Source organism: Erythrobacter sp. NFXS35 (assembly GCF_040148725.1).
Lineage (GTDB): Bacteria > Pseudomonadota > Alphaproteobacteria > Sphingomonadales > Sphingomonadaceae > Erythrobacter.
In genome coordinates this window covers 1-16404 of sequence record NZ_JAGDEB010000003.1, presented here as the reverse complement: position 1 = coordinate 16404, position 16404 = coordinate 1, and the positions used below count along the sequence as shown (strand labels likewise).

At 65.7% G+C, this 16404-nt stretch carries 12 protein-coding genes; 8 read left to right on the top strand and 4 right to left on the bottom strand.

The genetic code is table 11. From position 1 onward, the window contains the following. Nucleotides 1–214 precede the first annotated feature (214 nt). The 3 genes from J3454_RS11690 to J3454_RS11680 all read left to right on the top strand — a co-directional run bounded on the left by J3454_RS11690 (nt 215) and on the right by J3454_RS11680 (nt 4978). Entirely contained in the window at nt 215–1282 is a 1068-nt protein-coding gene (locus J3454_RS11690; protein WP_349513962.1) for a LacI family DNA-binding transcriptional regulator, read from the top strand. After that, a complete protein-coding gene (locus J3454_RS11685) occupies nt 1279–2490 on the top strand; it encodes an MFS transporter (protein WP_349513961.1) in 1212 nt (403 codons plus the stop codon). Before J3454_RS11690 ends, J3454_RS11685 begins: the two co-directional genes overlap by 4 nt. Before the next feature lie 103 nt (nt 2491–2593). Then, nucleotides 2594–4978, top strand: coding sequence for a glycoside hydrolase family 3 protein (locus tag J3454_RS11680; protein ID WP_349513960.1), 2385 nt, complete (start codon nt 2594–2596; stop codon nt 4976–4978). On the opposite strand, the gene J3454_RS11675 is transcribed toward J3454_RS11680, so the two are convergent. The 3 genes from J3454_RS11675 to J3454_RS11665 form a co-directional block, all read right to left on the bottom strand. Further along, nucleotides 4975–6147 carry a DUF1501 domain-containing protein gene (locus J3454_RS11675; protein ID WP_349513959.1) on the bottom strand — a complete coding sequence of 391 codons (1173 nt, stop codon included), beginning with the start codon at nt 6145–6147 and terminating at the stop codon, nt 4975–4977. The two genes, J3454_RS11680 and J3454_RS11675, sit on opposite strands and share 4 nt — an antisense overlap. A 6-nt stretch (nt 6148–6153) precedes the next feature. Then, nucleotides 6154–7623 (bottom strand): DUF1800 domain-containing protein, encoded by a 1470-nt coding sequence (locus tag J3454_RS11670; RefSeq protein ID WP_349513958.1) that lies wholly within the window; start codon nt 7621–7623, stop codon nt 6154–6156. 124 nt (nt 7624–7747) lie between these two features. Further along, nucleotides 7748–9706: an alkyl/aryl-sulfatase gene (locus J3454_RS11665; protein WP_349513957.1), complete on the bottom strand. Its 1959-nt coding sequence runs from the start codon at nt 9704–9706 to the stop codon at nt 7748–7750. Between the two features lie 243 nt (nt 9707–9949). On the opposite strand from J3454_RS11665, the gene J3454_RS11660 reads away from it, so the two are divergent. The 5 genes from J3454_RS11660 to J3454_RS11640 all read left to right on the top strand — a co-directional run bounded on the left by J3454_RS11660 (nt 9950) and on the right by J3454_RS11640 (nt 15080). Beyond that, the gene (locus J3454_RS11660; RefSeq protein WP_349513956.1) at nt 9950–10558 is read left to right on the top strand and encodes an exopolysaccharide biosynthesis protein; all 609 of its coding nucleotides are present in this window, start codon (nt 9950–9952) and stop codon (nt 10556–10558) included. A gap of 115 nt (nt 10559–10673) precedes the next feature. Continuing rightward, on the top strand, nt 10674–11552 hold the full coding sequence (locus J3454_RS11655) for an N-formylglutamate amidohydrolase (protein WP_349513955.1): 879 nt from the start codon (nt 10674–10676) through the stop codon (nt 11550–11552). Further along, on the top strand, nt 11549–12751 hold the full coding sequence (locus J3454_RS11650; RefSeq protein WP_349513954.1) for a tyrosine/phenylalanine carboxypeptidase domain-containing protein: 1203 nt from the start codon (nt 11549–11551) through the stop codon (nt 12749–12751). The genes J3454_RS11655 and J3454_RS11650 overlap by 4 nt, the downstream gene beginning before the upstream one ends. Next, nucleotides 12748–13809, top strand: coding sequence for an ATP-grasp domain-containing protein (locus J3454_RS11645; protein ID WP_349513953.1), 1062 nt, complete (start codon nt 12748–12750; stop codon nt 13807–13809). Before J3454_RS11650 ends, J3454_RS11645 begins: the two co-directional genes overlap by 4 nt. Before the next feature lie 56 nt (nt 13810–13865). Then, nucleotides 13866–15080 (top strand): PQQ-dependent sugar dehydrogenase, encoded by a 1215-nt coding sequence (locus J3454_RS11640; RefSeq protein ID WP_349513952.1) that lies wholly within the window; start codon nt 13866–13868, stop codon nt 15078–15080. A 65-nt stretch (nt 15081–15145) separates the two neighbouring features. Here the strand turns inward: J3454_RS11640 and J3454_RS11635 are convergent. Beyond that, nucleotides 15146–16404, bottom strand: a 1259-nt coding sequence (locus tag J3454_RS11635; protein WP_349513951.1) for a glycoside hydrolase family 16 protein, incomplete at its 5' end; no start/stop codon positions are given.

Below are 16404 nucleotides of genomic sequence, written 5' to 3'. Positions count from 1 at the left end.
GGGACGCTGTGCTGCGCATTGCGATGCGCCCGCCAATGCCATGCAGAACCGCGACGGGGGCAGTCACTGGCGGAAGAAAACAATGCGAAAGGGCTTGCAGCCAGCACCTTTCCCGCGCAATTCGCAATCGACTGGATCAGGGTCTATCGCTGCGCGAGCGATCCCGATACGGCGCGCGCGTGCATGTGATGAGCGGGACGGGAACACAGGGCCAATGGCGCGCGGGCGCAAATCAGTCACGATCAGGGACGTTGCCGAGGATGCGGGAGTCTCGCTCCAGACGGTAAGCCGCGTCGTCAATGGCGGGCCGAACGTGCGCTCCCAATTGCGCGACAAGGTGCGCGCTTCGATCGATCGTCTGGGCTATGTGCCGAGCCTTGCGGCCCAGCGCATGAGCGGGTCGCGATCCTACATCATCCTCGCCATCAATGACCGCGAGCGCACGCTGGCCGACTGGCGCGAGCGGCGCGGCACCGATTGGGTGGACCAGATGTTGCTGGGCGGGATACTGACCTGCTCCAAACACGGCTACCGCATGATGGTCGAACTGATCGACACCCATTCCGATCATGTCGAGCGCGAGTTGGGCGCGGCGATTTCGGCACTGCAGCCTGACGGCGTGGTGCTGACCCCGCCGCATTCGGAAAACCAGCTGATCACGGCGCTGCTGGCGGAGCGGGATATTCCCTTTGCCCGGATCGGATCGATGGAGCCGGGGCCGGGCGTCGCGCTGACGATGGGCGATGACGGCGCGGCGCATCTCGCCACCAGCAGATTGATCGAACTCGGCCACCGCCGCATCGCAATGATCGCCGGGCCGGCGCAATACAGCCTTAGCGGCTGGCGGATCGAGGGGTGGAAACGCGCGCTCGGCGAACATGGGCTACCGTGGGAAGGGCTGCTCGAAGCGGGCGATTTCGGCTACGAATCCGGCACTCGGGCGACGCGCGCCCTGCTCGATCGCAATCCTGATCTGACCGCGATCATCGCCAGCAGCGATCAGATGGCGCTGGCCGCGCTGGAAGTGGCGCGGGACCGCGGTATGAGCGTGCCGCGCGACCTGTCGCTGGTGTCCTTCGATAACACCCCGATCGTGCGTTTCACTCAGCCGCCGCTAACCGCCATCGACCAGCCGATTGCCGAAACTGTTTCGCGCGCGGTCGAGCAGCTTATCCTGCACGGCCGCGAGGAGGGAGGCGATGGGGTGATCGAAGTGGCCGCCAGTCTGATCGAGCGTTCGTCCACCGCGCCCGCGCCTCCCAGCGCATCGGGCACCGCTTGAACGCGACGCTGCCGGAAGCTGCACGCCAACCGGGCTGGTTTCTGGTGCTGTTCGCATTGGCTGCGGCGGGCGGGGCAGTCGCTTATGTCCCGCTGCTGACCGTGCTGTTGCCGCAGCGCATCGCCGAATTGCAGGGGACTGAGGATGTGGCGGTGCTCGCGCAGGTGTCATTCTTCGGCGCGGTGGTTGCAAGTATCGCCAACCTCGCCGCCGGGGCACTGAGCGACCGCTTCGCCGTACGCCGCCCGTGGATCGTGGCAGGGCTGGCGCTTTCCAGCGGGCTGCTGCTTGCGGTGGGCGAAGCGCGATCGGCCAGCGAGTTGGTGCTGCTGGTGATGGCCTGGCAGGTCGGGCTCAACCTGATGCTTGCACCGCTGATGGCATGGGCGGGGGATTGCTTTCCCGATAGCCAGAAGGGCGTGCTCGGCGGCGCTTTGGCGGTGTCTCCGGCGCTTGGTGCCTTGGCTGGATCGCTGGTGACTTATGCCGGGCTGGTTCCGGCAGATGGGCGGTTGTGGCTGGTGGCGGCGCTGGTCGCGGCGCTGGTGCTGCCGGCGGTGATCTTCGGCGGCAGGCGGACGCGTGCGGCGCTGATGCACCCGCGGAGCGCGGTAGCCAGGGACGATGCGGCAATGGTCGACCACGCGGTGCGGCGGATGTGGCTGGCGCGGTTTCTGGTGCAGGTGGCCGAAGGCGGGATGTTCGCGTTCCTGCTGTTCTGGCTCCGCTCGCTGGCACCGGGTTTCCCCGAGAATGCGGCTGCCAATATCTTCAGCGTGGTGCTGGTCTGTGCGGTGCCGCTGTCGCTGCTGCTGGGGCGCTGGTCGGACCGCCATGGTCGCCCGATCCTGCCGCTGGCGGGATGCGCGGCGTTGTGTGCAGCGGGAATGCTGGTGATGGCGGGGGCGGGCACGCTTTCGTTGGCAGTGGCGGGTTATGTGCTGTTCGCCATAGCCGCGGCGATCTTTCTTTCGCTGCATACCAGCCAGACCTTGCGGGTGCTGCCTGCGCCGCAACATCGCGGGCGCGACCTGGGGTTGTTCAACCTCACCAACACGCTGCCGGCAATGGTGATGCCGTGGCTGACGGTGCTGCTGGTGCCGGGGCTTGGCTATTCTGCGCTGTTCGTGCTGTTCGCGGGGCTGTCGCTGGCGAGCGCGGTGCTGCTGGCATCCTTTGCACGACCTGTGGGAACCTGCATCGCCTGACCGCATGAGGCTTGCAAAAGGATGCGGGGTTTGTAGTATCTTGATAACGTTCTCAACAGAACGCACGGCCAGCCGATCGATGGTCTTGGGAGGGACTTGCCTGGTGACGCGTAAAATTTTCGGGCAGCTTGCAGCGAGCGTGGGCTTTGCTGTCCTGCTGGCCGGCTGTTCCACAACGGCTCCGTTGCAGCCGATGGGTACACCGCCTGTCGCGCAGTCAGAGGCTGCGCCTCCTAGCCCTGAGCAATTGCTCGCGGCGATGAGCCTCGAGCGTAAGGTGGCGCAGATCGTCATGCCGGATATCGGCTCGATCACGCCTGCCGATGTGCGCCGCTACCGGTTTGGCACGATTCTCAACGGCGGCAATTCCGGGCCATACGGCGATGACAAGGCGCCAGCAGCGGATTGGCTGAAGCTCGCCGATGAATTCTGGGAAGCATCCACGGCGCCGCTGCCCGGCGGCGAACCGGCGGTTCCGGCGCTGTGGGCGACCGATGCGGTGCATGGCCATGCCAACGTCATCGGGGCGACCGTTTTTCCGCACAATATTGCGCTGGGCGCGGCGGGTGACGCTGATCTGATCCGCCGCATCGGTGCCGCCACCGCGGTTGAAATCGCGGTCACCGGCATCGACTGGACCTTTGCTCCGACCATCGCGGTCGCGCGTGACGACCGCTGGGGCCGCACCTACGAAAGCTATTCCGAAGATCCGCAACTGGTCGCTCGGCTCGGCGCGGCGATGGTTGAAGGCTTACAGGGACGCCCCGGCGAACCGGGCTTTCTGGGCGCCGACAAGGTCGCGGCCACGGCCAAGCATTTCTTTGGCGACGGCGGCACCGCGCAAGGCGTTGATCAGGGCGATGTGAACGGCGACCTTGCCGAACTGATGGCGATCCACGCCGCGCCGTACCCCGCCGCGATCGAGGCCGGGGTCGCCAGCGTGATGGCCAGCTTCAATTCAATCAACGGCACCAAGATGCACGGCAATGCTCCGCTGCTGACCGGCGAATTGCGAGGGCGGCTGGGCTTTGACGGGGTGGTTGTCGGTGATTGGAACGGGCACGGGCAGGTCGCGGGATGCACCAATTCCGATTGTCCGCAGGCGCTGCTGGCGGGGCTCGATGTCTACATGGTGCCCGAAGACTGGAAGGCGCTCCATGCCTCGCTGGTCAAGCAGGTCAGGAACGGCACCATTCCGATGCAGCGGCTCGACGAAGCGGTGCTGCGGGTGCTGCGCCTTAAGCGGCAGCTGGGCACGTTCGATGGGCAGGTGAAGCCCTCTGATCGCGCCTATGGCGGACGCTGGGACCTGCTTGGGTCGCCCGAACACCGCGCCATTGCGCGCGAGGCGGCGGCGAAATCGCAGGTATTGCTCAAGAACCACGGCGTCCTGCCGTTGAAGCCCGGTGCGCGGATCGAAGTGGCCGGAAGCGCGGCGGACAATATCGCGCAGCAGGCGGGCGGCTGGTCCGTCACGTGGCAGGGCGGAGGCGATCTGACCGCTGCCGACTTTCCCGGCGCAACCTCGATCTTTGACGGGATTGCCGCTGCGGCCAAGGCGGCGGGCGGGCAAGCAGTGCTGGCGAAGGACGGACAAGCGGGCGGGAAGCCTGACGTCGCCATCGTCGTGTTCGGCGAGGAGCCCTATGCCGAATTTGTCGGCGACCGGAAGGATCTGGCCTTCCGCGACGAAGAGGGGCTGGCACTGCTCAAAGCGTATCGTGCGCAAGGCATCCCCACCGTGGCTGTGTTCCTGTCTGGCCGCCCGCTGTGGATGAACCGCGAACTCAACGCCGCGGAAGCCTTTGTCGCCGCATGGCTTCCCGGAAGCGAAGGGGCAGGGGTGGCCGACGTGTTGTTCGGGCAGCATCCTGCAACCGGGAGATTGTCCTTCAGCTGGCCGGCAAGCTGCGAAGGCGCACCGCTCAACGGGCCCGAGGGCGCGCTGTTTCCGCTGGGCTACGGGCTTGATCTGGGCGCTGCCGCGCGCCTCGCGCCGCTGGACGAAACCTGCAATGCACTGACTGCCGATAACGGCGCGGCGTGGTTCGCTGCCGGGCGGCTCGGCGTGCAAGTGCAGGCAGTGGCCGATAATGCCGTGCTGCCCGATCTGCGCGGCACCGGCAATGGCATCACCGCGAGCGGCATTGATCGCAAGGCGCAGGAAGACGCCCGCCGCATCGCCTTTGCCCGCGGCGCAAAGCTGACCCTGACCGGGCCCGACAGCGGGGCCGCGTGGCGCATCGCCTATCAAGTGAGCGCACGGCCCACCGCGTCGGTCACCGTCACCGCAGGAGGCAAGCCGTTCGACATCACCCAGCCGCTTTCAGTCGCCGAGGGCAAGGGCTGGCGCGCAATGGTGCTGAGCGCGGCGTGTCTGGGCGAAGCGGGGGGCCGCCTGACCTTTGCGTCCGAAGACGCTTTCGTGATCCAGATCAGCGAAATCAGCCGCGATAGCGCCGCCGAAGCGACGGAGTGTTCGTTCTAACCGCGCACGATACCCGATAACGGCGCGGCGCTGCGGCCGGGAAACAGCCGGGCCATGGCCTGCGCCGGGTCCAGCCCCAGATGTTCGGCCACCGCGCCGGCCAGCACGCTTTCCAGCGCGGTGGTGGGCGCAAGATCGCGGCCTTCGTACAGCTGGTTTGTGCCAAGCCCCGGCCAATCGGCCAACACCCGTCCGCCCCGCACTCCGCCGCCCAGCGCCATCGCAGTGCTGGCGGTTCCGTGATCGGTGCCGCCGGTGCCATTAAGCTGCGCCGTGCGCCCGAATTCGGTAGCCACCAGCACTATCGTGTCGCGCCAGCCATCGCCCATGCCGCTGCGATAGGCGGCAAGCAGCGCATCGAGCCCGCGCGCCTGCCGGGCAAACGCGCCGCGCTGATTGGCGTGGGTGTCCCAGCCGTCCAGTTCGATCATCGCGATCCGCGCGCCGCGTTCTCCGCGCATCAGCGAGGCGACCAGGGCTCCGTTGGCGCTCGCATCGCGCAGGTTCCGCAGGCCATCGTCGCTTGCCATTGCCCGCGTTTCGAGCGCGCGTGCCCACAGGCTCGCCAGTTCGGCGTCGCTTTCATACAGCGCGCCAACCCGGGCAATGAAATCCGCGCTCGCATCGGGCAGGGATGATGGCGCGTAGCTCGACACCGGCGCATCGCCGCGCAGTGCCAGCGGCACGGAGGGCGCGATCGCCAATGCGCGCAGCGGTTCCCCCGATGCCGCTGCGTTCATCAGGCCGACCAGCCGGTTGAGCCACCCGTCCTTGGCCGCATAAGGCACCTGCCCGCCGCTTTCGAGCAGGTTCTGCCCGTCGAAATGCGAACGCTCGCGATAGGCGGTGGCGGCGGCGTGGACGAACAGCGCCTCGCCTGCCTGCGCTGCCTTGGCGATCTCCGTCAGCGCCGGATGGAGCGAAAAGAAGCTGCCGATCCGGGGTGCGCCGTCGTAATCGGCAAGGCTGGCCCCGCGCAGGGCTTCAAGGCCGTGATCGCCGACCGGGGCGAGCATCGACAATCCATCGGCCGCGCCGCGCAGCAGCACGAACAGCAGATTGCGCGTGCCGCTCGCCTGCGCCAGCGCGATGCGGGGCAGGGCGAATCCGCTGGCGCCCAGCGCAAGCGATCCGGCAATCAGCGTGCGGCGATTGAGAGGGATGAGCATGATGGCCTATCTCCGCATCATTTCAGGGGCGACCAGTAGCAGCGCGAGCGCCTGCCGCCCGCTTTCGGCGCGGGTGAGCAGCGTGCGAGTGGTGTCGCTCAGTGTATCGGGGAAGGCGGCTTCGGCGCGGGCGATGACATCGTCGGCGGGCACAGCCTGCACCATGCGTTCGGCCAGTTCGGCGCGGCGCAGCAGCAGGTCGGGCGCGGCCCAGCTGGCGGCAAGATCATCATAGCCGGCGGGCGAGGGCGCGCGCCACGGCGATTGGCCCAGTTCGTTGAGCGCGCGCCCAATCCGGCGCGGCTCCAGCCCCTCGATCCCCGTGAGCCGGGCCGCGGCAACAAACCATTCGAACGGCGCGCGGAACTTGACCGGCCCCGGCACCCACGCTTCAGGCGAAGCAATCAGGGTGCGGGTCAGGCCGGCAAGATCGCCGCCGGTGGTGCGAAAATCGGCTTCGAGCCGGGTGATGAGGCTGGGCGGCGGTGTGTCTCCGGCAAAATGGCGGGCCAGCTTGGTGGCAATGAAGCGCGCCGTGGCAGGATGTGCGGCCAGATCGTCCAGCACCGCCAGCGCCTGCTGCGGGCCGCCCGCGGGGTAGCGGCGGCCCATGATCGTGCGCGCACCCGGCTCATGCGCCAGCGCCACGAAGGCCGCGCCGCTCGGCTGGTCTTCGGCAAACCGGCCAACCCGCCCGATCCCCGGCACTGTCCATCCGGTCAGCGCGCGGGCAAGCTCGGTCACGTCGTCCTGATCGTAGCCGCCCCCGGCGCCGAGCGTATGCAGTTCGAGGACTTCGCGGGCGAGATTTTCATTCAGCCCGCCGCGCCCGCCCTGCTGGTTCGCCCACCGCCTGCGGCGTTGCTGGACCCGGGAGCCCGGCCCGGTCGACTGGAACTGGTCGAGATAGAGCAGCATCGCCGGATGCAGTACGGCGGCCTTGAGCATGTCGGAAAAGCGGCCCAGCACATTTGGGCGGATCGCCTCGAATTCGAGCGGGCCGACTTCGAACTGCGTCCCCGGCTTGCCGACGGAGACGCTGAAATGGTTCGACCAGAAATGCACAAGCCGTTCGACCAGCGGCGTGGGGCCGTCGATGGCGACTTTCACCCGCACCGCCAGATCGTCGATCACCACGCGGCGCGCTTCGGCCAGTTTCTCGCGGTATTCGGGCGGCAAGGCGGCAAGCGCGGCGGCGCGCTGATTGTCCATGCCGGCTTCGGTCATCATCGTGCCGACGCCAGCCTCGTTCATTGCCGGATCGCCCGTTTGCTGTATCCGTTCGCGCAAGTCCCGCAGCAATTGCAGCATTTCGCCCGTCTTGCCGCGTGTCGCGCTGCGCGCAGCGATCGGGCGCGGCGCGGGGTCGAAGGTATCGAGCTGGCGCAGCAGATAAGCTTCGGGGTCGGCCGGTGGCCGCTCGCCCCGTGCAAGGCCATAGCCGAAGCGGTTGAGCGCAATGCCGACCTTGCTCATCGACGGATCTCGTCTTTTATCGACTCCATCGCGTTTTCCTTTCGCGGCATGGCCCATGACAAACCGCCGTCTCATTGCCGAACGGATCAGCGCCGCGTTCCCTTCGTGCGGACATGCCGCTCTTCTACGGTTCGACGATGGCGAAGCCCTGCGGCATGGGATCGAGCGCGTCGATCAGGTGCTGGAGAGCAGCCGGATCGCCTTCGACCTGAAGCCCGGCCGCTTGCAAGGCGCTGACCGGCTGCTTCAGGAACAGCAGCGCCAGCATCATTGCCCGCGGCCCGCGGACCGTGATGTCGGCATCGGCTGGCGCATCGCCCACACGGCCGATCAGCACGCGGCCATTGGTCTCCAGCATCGCCTTCTCCTTGCGGTCGGTCAGTTCCAGGCTGGCAGTAAGACTGCGATTGCCGAAGCGTTCCGGAGCGAACCGGGTGGCGGTGGAATCGAGCAATTCCTGCGTGGCGACGGCGGCGATCAGATCGGTGCTCTGGGGCGCGGCGTTGCGCGGGGCCGCGCCGCGCAGATCGCGCGCTGCAGCAAGGAACTGGTTGCGCCAGATCGCGCTTTCCGACTGGTAGCCCTGCTGTTCGTAACTTTCCGCCAGCGCTGCGCGTGCCGCCGCATTGTCCGGCTCGGCAAACACGAGGTTCTGCAACAGGTCCGAAGACCAGCGGTAATCGCCGCCCGCCATCGCTTTGTGCGCCAGCGCCAGCACGCGGCCCTCGCCGCCCAGTGCATCGACCAGTTTCGCGGCACGCTCCACCGGCGGATGCGGGTTGAGGTTGGCGGGCACGGCGTCATACCAGCCAAGATAGAACTGGTAGATCGCCTTCGCATTGTGGCTGTAGGTGCCGTAATAGCCGTGGGTCGACCATTCCTGCCCGAGGTCTGCAGGCAGGGTCAGGCTTTCCGCGATCTCGGCCATGGTCTCGCCGCGGTTCATCCGGCGCACGGTTTGATCATGCAGATAACGGTAATTGTCGCGTTGCGCCTCCAGCCATTGGGTGCCTTCGGCGCGCCCGAAGATCGGCCAGCAATGGCTCGAAATCACCGTGTCGCTTTGCGGGGCGTAGCGCCGCGCTGCCTCGTCGAGATAGTGTGCCCAGGCCCGCGCATCGCGCACCTTGGCGCCGCGCGGCGTGAGGATATTGTGCATCGTGCAGGTCGCGATTTCCGCGGCGAGGAACGTTTTTTCCGGCGCAATGAAGACGTTGAACTCCGCCGGCGCCTCGCTGCCCGAAACGATCTGGAATTCGAGGCGCACCCCGTCCACCACCCGTGTGTCGCCGGTGGCGGCGATGGTATCGGTCGGCGCGATCAGCGACAATGTTCCGCCCGATACGCCCATTCCGATGCCGCTGCCCATCTGCCCTTGCGGCCCCGGCGCCATGCCGGTGGCGAACTGATAGGCCGCGCGCCGCAGCATCGCGCCGCCCGCCATGACGTTTTCTGACGTGGCTTCGTCCATGAAGCCTTCGGGCGCGATCACGACCACGCGACCCGATGTCGCATCGTCGGCGTCGATCACCCCGCGCACCCCGCCGAAATGATCGGCATGGCTGTGCGAATAGATCACCGCGCTGATCGGCCGTGTTCCCAGCGTGGCATTCACCAGCGCCATCGCCGCCTTCGCTGTCTCGACGCTGGTCAGCGGATCGATCACGATCCAGCCCGTCTCGCCCCGGATGATCGTCATGTTGGCAAGGTCGAAGCCGCGCACCTGCCACAGGTTTTCGGTGACGCGGTAGAGTCCGTGATGCTTCAGATGGCGCATGTGGCGCCACAGGCTCGGGTGGACACTATCGGGGGCCGCGCCAGCGACGAAGCCATAGGCATCGAGGTTCCAGACCGGTTCGCCAGCCGCGTTGCGGATCATCGGATCGGGCAGGGTGGCAATGAAGCCGCGGGTGGAGAATGCCGCATCGCGCGTGCCGTCGTCCGGCAGCGTGTCGGCGGCAGATCGCTGCGCGGCGATGGTTGCTTGCGAGGCAGGCGCAATGTCACCCGTTGTCTGCGCGCCCGCGCCTGTCGCGGCCAATATGGCCAACCCGCTGCCTGCTGCCAGTATCGATTTGCGCATTACCCACTCCCCTTTTGTCTCAAGCTTGTGATGCCCGCGTGGGGGAGGGGATTCAAGCGGTCCTGCACCGACCTTTGCGCGCCTAATCCATGCGAGTGCGAGGCAGGACAACTGCCGACAACCTGAGCGTGTCTGTCGGCGGCAAATTCGACCTTGCCCGCCTCGCAGGCAACCGGCGCCGCGCTGGCACGGCCGCACGGACGGATCATTGGGACAGAATATTCGCCGGAAAGGCAAAGGTGCATGAGCGACGCCGAACCTCGCGACGATCGGCAAGCCGTTCATTCGGTCTGCGATATCCTGGACCTTCTGCGCATCACGGCCGATCGCCGCGACAAGGTCAGTGTCGGCGATGTGTTGGATGCAATCGGGGACAGATCGTACGGCCCGGCCCTGCTGATCCCGGCGCTGCTCGAGAGCACGCCCATCGGCGGTATCCCCGGCGTTCCGACATTTCTTGCGCTGTTCATCGCAATCACCGCGGCCCAACTGCTGTGGGACAAGGACCACCTGTGGTTGCCCGGCTTCATTCAAAGGCGGTCGGTCTCCGCAGGGAAGCTGCACAAGGCGGCGGACAAGCTCAACCCTGTCGCATCCTGGCTCGACCGCTGGTTCCATGGTCGTTTGCCGCGCTTCGTCAAGCAGCCATGGCCACGCATCGCGGCGGCCATGGTGATCGTGTTGTGCCTTACGGTGCCGCCACTCGAATTCGTGCCCTTTGCCAGCTCTGCGCCAATGCTGCCCATTGCGGCGTTCGGGCTGGCGTTGTTGGTGCGCGATGGGCTGCTGCTGATCGCAGCCGTTGGCATAAGCATCGCAGTCTTGGCAATCGGAATGGGACTGGCGGGCTAGGGCGCGATCCATGCAGGCTAGCACGAAACTCCTGGCGCAGACCGCTCTGCCGACTGTCCCCGTCGCTCCATCGCAAGCAGCGGAACAGCGCCATCGGCTTGCCGGTTGATCGGTCATGCAAGACGACACAATCGACACTGAAGAAACAGCCCGCGATGCGGTGGGCACAAGAGCGGACAGCGGCAAGAATACAGCAGCGGAGCAGGCGTGTTCGCCGCCTTGGGACCTGCTCGTCACAGAAGGGCCGGTGCTCGTGACGGCGATCCACGCAGGACACACCATCCGGCCTTCGCTGCAGCCGCACCTCGCGCTGGACGAAGCCGGACGACTGCGCGAGGAAGATCCGCTCACCGATTATTTCCTCCCCGCCGGCGACACCGTGCTGCGCGCCAACCGTTCGCGTTTCGAATGCGATCTCAACCGCCCGGTGGAACGCTGCATCACCAGCGATCCCGCTGAAACATGGGGTGTGAGGGTCTGGAACGACACCTTGCCCCGCGCCGAAATCGAGGCCAGCCGCGCGATGCACCGCCACTTCTACACGCTGATGGCAGAGCGGGTGAAGGCGATGATAGCGGCGCATGGTGAAGTGCTGGTGCTGGACCTGCACAGCTATAATCACCGGCGTGGCAGTCCGAACGCGCGCCTCGCGCCGCAATCGGGCAATCCCGACATCGATCTTGGCGCGACCACGCTGGATCACGATGCGCATGGCGGCTTGCTCGCCGCGTTTGCCGAAGGTCTGGCGTCCCGTCCGGTCAGGGATGCGATGCCGGACGTGCGGGTGAATATCCGGTGGAAGGACGGGGGCAACTTCCCTGAATGGCTGCACGCCACCTTCGGCGCGAAGGCGTGCGTGATCACGCTGGAATACAAGAAGATCTTCATGGACGAATGGTCAGGCAAGGCTGATATTCTTGCGCTGCAGGACTTGCGTGAAGGCTTCCACGCCGGACTTGCCAGGGCGGGCGACTGGCTGGCGGCCCGCACATGAATATGCCAGCCCGAAACAGCCCGGCCACAGGAATGTGCGATGCCGCGGTGGCGGTCGATCTTGCGCTTGCCCAAATGGACGCGCGGGTCGACTGGCTGTCGCGCCTGACACCCATCAACGTCGCCGAAATCTGGGAGGGCTTTGTCCGCTCGAACTACCGCGAAATGCCCGCGAGCCGCTTTGCCGAAGGGCTGCAGCGCGATGCGCCGGCCTTGCGGGAAGCCCTGTTCGCCCTGCCGGTCGAAGACATCCAGAACCGCCTTGTTCAGGCATTGCTGCTGGAAAAGCAGCGCGAGATCGACCGCCAGATCGAACTGGTATCGATGCGCGGGCGTTCGGGCTTCATTCTGGCGAGCATGGACCTGTTCGGCCATGCCAGCGAGCGGCTGCTGGCGACCGCAGAGGAGGTGCTTGAGAAAGTCCCGGTGTTTCCCGATGACGAATGCGATGCGGGTGCTGCCGAAATGGCCGCTGCAGCGCGCGCCGAGGTCGCCCGCACCCGCGCGCAGCATCCCGATTTCGCGTGCGAGGTGATCCTCGATCCGCATCCGGGCGTGTCGTTGTATGTATCGGCAGGCAACCTTCACATCGCCTCCGATTACGCCACGCCGACATCGCGCATCGATCCGCTGATCCAGCACGAGATCGGCACCCACGCGATCAGCCGCCACAACGGGCGGCGTCAGCCGCTGAAGGTGCTGGCTGGGGGGCTCGCTGATTACGACGAGCTGCAGGAAGGGCTGGCGGTGCTGGCCGAATATCTCGCGGGCTATTTCCCGGCCGAACGCCTGCGCACGCTCGCGGCGCGGGTGATCGCTGCGGACATGGCAGTGCGCGAAGCGATGGGGCCGGAAATCTTCGCCTGCCTCGTGGAGGAACACGCGATCCCGCACGACACCGCCTTCGACACTGCGCTCAGGGCCAAGCGCGGCGGCGGGCTGACCAAGGATGCGCTTTATCTCAAGGGGCTGGCCGAATTGCTCGCCTATCTGGCGCGCGGGGGCGACCTGGAGGTACTGATGCTGGGCAAGTTTGCATTGAAGCACCTCCACACGATCGAACAATTATTGGCCGAAGGTGTGCTGGTGCCGCCCGAAATCCTGCCGTCCTTCCTGACCGATGGTGCTGCAACGCAGCGCCTTGCCGAGGCGCGGGAAACGCCGCTCCACGCCCTCTTTCACGAAAGCCCCGCCGCATGACCGAAACCCGAATCGCCATCGCCTTCGTCGTCAACGATGTCGCCACCGAAAAGGACGATTATTCAACCATCCGCCTTGCCCGCAAGGCGGTGGCGCGCGGGCATAAGGTCGCCCTGATCGGGCTGGGTGACTTCATCTACGATTGGCAGGACGGCATCTGCGCGATGGCGACGATCAGCAAGGTTGCCGAGTTCGATGACGACACCACCTACCTTGCGCACCTGCAAGACCCGGAAAAAGGGCGCGAGCGGATCAAGCTGGCCGATTACGACATCCTGATGTTGCGCGGCGACCCGGCGGAGGAATTGACCACGCGCAGTTGGGCGCCTTCATCCAGCCTGCTGTTCGCCCAACTCGCATCGCTCGGCGACACGATTGTGCTCAACGATCCCAACCATCTCACTGACGCAGTCAACAAGACCTATTTCCAGTTCTTCCCCGAAGCCGTGCGCCCATCCACCACGATCACCCGCGAAGCCGCCGAGGTGCACCGCTTCCTCGAGGCGCACGGCGGCAAGGGCGTGATCAAGCCGCTGCAGGGATCGGGAGGGCATGGCGTATTCATCATCGACGACAATAACCGCCAGAACCTCAACCAGATCATCGAGGCGGTGACGCGTGATGGCTACGCAATCGTGCAGGAATACCTGCCCGCCGCGGCCGAGGGCGACCTCAGGATGATCACGCTCAACGGGCGCCCGCTCAAGGTCGATGGCACCTATGCCTGCATTCACCGCTTCAGCCAGACCGAGGATCACCGATCGAACATTTCGGCAGGCGGCGGGATGGAGATGGCCGTTCCCGATGCGGCGGCGCTGAAAATCGCTGAAATCGTCGGTCCCAAGCTGATCGACGACGGCATGTATTTCGCTGGGCTCGACATCGCCGGGGACAAGATGATGGAGGTTAATGTCGACACGCCCGGAGCGCTTAACTTCATCGACGACCTGAGCGGGATCGACTTTTCCGGCGTCGTGATCAGCGATCTCGAACGCAAGGTCAGGCTGCGGCGCCAGTATGGCGGCACGCTGACCAACCGGCAGCTGGCTGTGATCTGATGCGCGGGCGAGGGGGCAACGCTAACAGGCGCGGTTCGCGCCGAGAGGAGATGCACATGATCGCCAGACGTACGATTTCCGCCGCCGCAATTGGCGCGCTGGCACTGGCGGGCGCGGCCTTGCCCGCGTTCGCCCAGCCGAGCGACCAGGCCGAATCCGTCGCCACCCAGGATGCCTATCTGTCGGTGCGCAAGGTCGCCGAAGGGCTCGATACGCCGTGGGGCATGACCTTCCTGCCCGATGGACGGATGCTGGTGACCGAAAAGCCCGGCGATCTCGTGATCGTGTCCGCTGACGGCAGCGTGTCAGCACCGGTGGCGGGAACGCCCGAGGTGTGGGCGCAGGGGCAGGGCGGGTTGATGGACGTGGCCCTGCATCCGCAATTCGCCAGCAATAACATGGTCTACCTGACCTTCGCCGAAGCGGGCGATGGCGGCACCGCCGGAACCGCGCTGGGCCGGGGCCGGATGGTCGGTGACCGGATCGAAGGCTTCGAGGTGATCTGGCGGCAGCAGATGAAGGTCGAAGGCCCCAATCACTTCGGCAATCGCATCGTCTTTGCGCCCGATGGAAAGCTGTACCTCGCGCTCGGCGAACGCTTCAAATTCGCGCCTGCGCAGGATCTGTCCAACACGCTCGGCACGGTCGTGCGGCTCAACGACGATGGATCGATTCCGCGCGACAATCCGTTCGTTGGCCGCAATGACGCGGACGAGGCGATCTGGTCCTACGGCCATCGCAACATCGAAGCCGCCGCAGTCGACCCCTATACCGGCGCGCTTTGGGTGGTCGAGATGGGGCCGCTCGGCGGGGACGAGTTGAACCGGATCGAACGCGGCGCCAACTACGGATGGCCGGTCGTCAGCCGAGGCATCAACTATGATGGCACGGACATCCCCGATCCGGAAGAATATCCGCAGTTCAAGGGCGCCGCTCAATACTGGAGCCCTGTGCGTTCGCCTTCGGGCATGATCGTTTATACCGGCAACATGTTTCCCGATTGGCGCGGCGACATCCTGTTCGGCGCGCTATCGGCAGGCGGCATCGAGCGGGTCGATATGGAAGGCGGCGAAGTGGCGGGGACTGAGTTCATCCCCCTCAACACGCGCATCCGCGAGGTCGAACAGGGGCCGGACGGGGCGATCTGGCTTCTCACCAACGCCAAAGATGGCAACGCGGGAGAAGTGTGGCGGATCGAGCCGCTACAAACAAAGCCCGACAGCGCGGACGGCAATCGCAGCGGAGCAGGCGCACTGCCCCGCGGGCAGTGACCCTTTTGACGTTGCGCTTGTAATTCGGACCTCGCTCAGGCGAATGCCGTGTTCGGTCTGATGGTTCAACTTGGCGCTTTCCAGACCGCGAACGATCGCACCCGCATTTCGCCCGTGCCGCCCACATAGTCGCCGCCGTGCTTTACCGCCACGTTCATCAAGGGAAACCAGGAGGTCCCGCGGAAGGGGTTCACCGTCTGGTAGACTTCCTTACCGTCGACGAACCACGTGATGTAATCGGCGGCAATATCGACCGCAAAGCGATGATACGAACTATCGAAACCGCTTACGCCATACACGCTCGCCGAATTGACCTGCATCAGTGCGGTAAAGGAGCGCTTGCCTTTCGTTCCGCCATGAATGTTAGCGGCATAATTTCGGCTGAAGTTCCAATCGGATGAATATCCGAAACCTTCATAGACATCGATCTCCGGCGGCCAGCCCGTGGTCGGCAACAGCCACAGCGCTGGCCAACCGCCGCGACGGTTCGGCATGAGCGCTTCCCATTCGTATTGGCCATACTGCAACTGGGTCGCCGGCATCTTCTGACCGGTCAGCATCGCCGCCCCATGATACCAGTAGGTTCCGTCATGCAGGATCGGGCTGAGCAACTGCTGGCTTCTGATCACCAGTTCGTCGTTCTCCACCCCGAACGGCGGCAATGGCGACTGGTGCAGCACCGTGTCCAGGTAAAGCCCGGTTTCGGCATTGGCCGGCTGGGTGCGGCCATGCGGAAGTTTGGTGATCCAGGTATCGGCCCCGCCTGCATCGCTCCACCGCACGGTCTTCGGATCCAGTCGATAGGCCAGAGTGCCGGTTGCGGCAAAACTGCGGGAGGGACGAAACCCGCTCGTCCTGGCGGTTGTCGCCGACGCACCCTCGACCGCTGTGATCTTGCCCCTGCCGTCGGCGGTGGCCCCGCCAGCCACACCTTCCGGAAAGATCAGATCGAAATGCCGGCCGGCATCCATATTCTTCAAGGGGACACGCACTGTCTGTTCCAGCGGATCGCCCGGTCGGAAAATGACATGCGTGCTGACCCGGCTGAAATGCTGCCCTTCCACCCCGTATATGCCGCCCGAGCCATTGCGGGTCAGCACACGGGCGACCACGGTGTTGGGGGTCGGCCGGTCGAGCGAGATCGGAACGTGGGCCTCGGTCGCACCTACCGGCACGTTGGCGTCCCCTATGCGCACCTGCGCCTTCGAGGGGTACACTGTCCCGCCGACGAAATCGAAACCGGCGAACGGGTTCGTTGCTGCGGCAGGGCCAGAAGGATTGGTTACCGGCTGCGGCGGGGGCGGGGGCGGGGGCGGCGGTGCTT

Coding starts and splice junctions, on each gene's coding strand:
- J3454_RS11690 (WP_349513962.1), top strand. CDS start 215: ATGGCGCGCGGGCGCAAATCAGTCACGATCAGGGACGTTGCCGAGGAT.
- J3454_RS11675 (WP_349513959.1), bottom strand. CDS start 6,147: ATGCTCATCCCTCTCAATCGCCGCACGCTGATTGCCGGATCGCTTGCG.
- J3454_RS11670 (WP_349513958.1), bottom strand. CDS start 7,623: ATGAGCAAGGTCGGCATTGCGCTCAACCGCTTCGGCTATGGCCTTGCA.
- J3454_RS11665 (WP_349513957.1), bottom strand. CDS start 9,706: ATGCGCAAATCGATACTGGCAGCAGGCAGCGGGTTGGCCATATTGGCC.
- J3454_RS11660 (WP_349513956.1), top strand. CDS start 9,950: ATGAGCGACGCCGAACCTCGCGACGATCGGCAAGCCGTTCATTCGGTC.
- J3454_RS11655 (WP_349513955.1), top strand. CDS start 10,674: ATGCAAGACGACACAATCGACACTGAAGAAACAGCCCGCGATGCGGTG.
- J3454_RS11650 (WP_349513954.1), top strand. CDS start 11,549: ATGAATATGCCAGCCCGAAACAGCCCGGCCACAGGAATGTGCGATGCC.
- J3454_RS11645 (WP_349513953.1), top strand. CDS start 12,748: ATGACCGAAACCCGAATCGCCATCGCCTTCGTCGTCAACGATGTCGCC.
- J3454_RS11640 (WP_349513952.1), top strand. CDS start 13,866: ATGATCGCCAGACGTACGATTTCCGCCGCCGCAATTGGCGCGCTGGCA.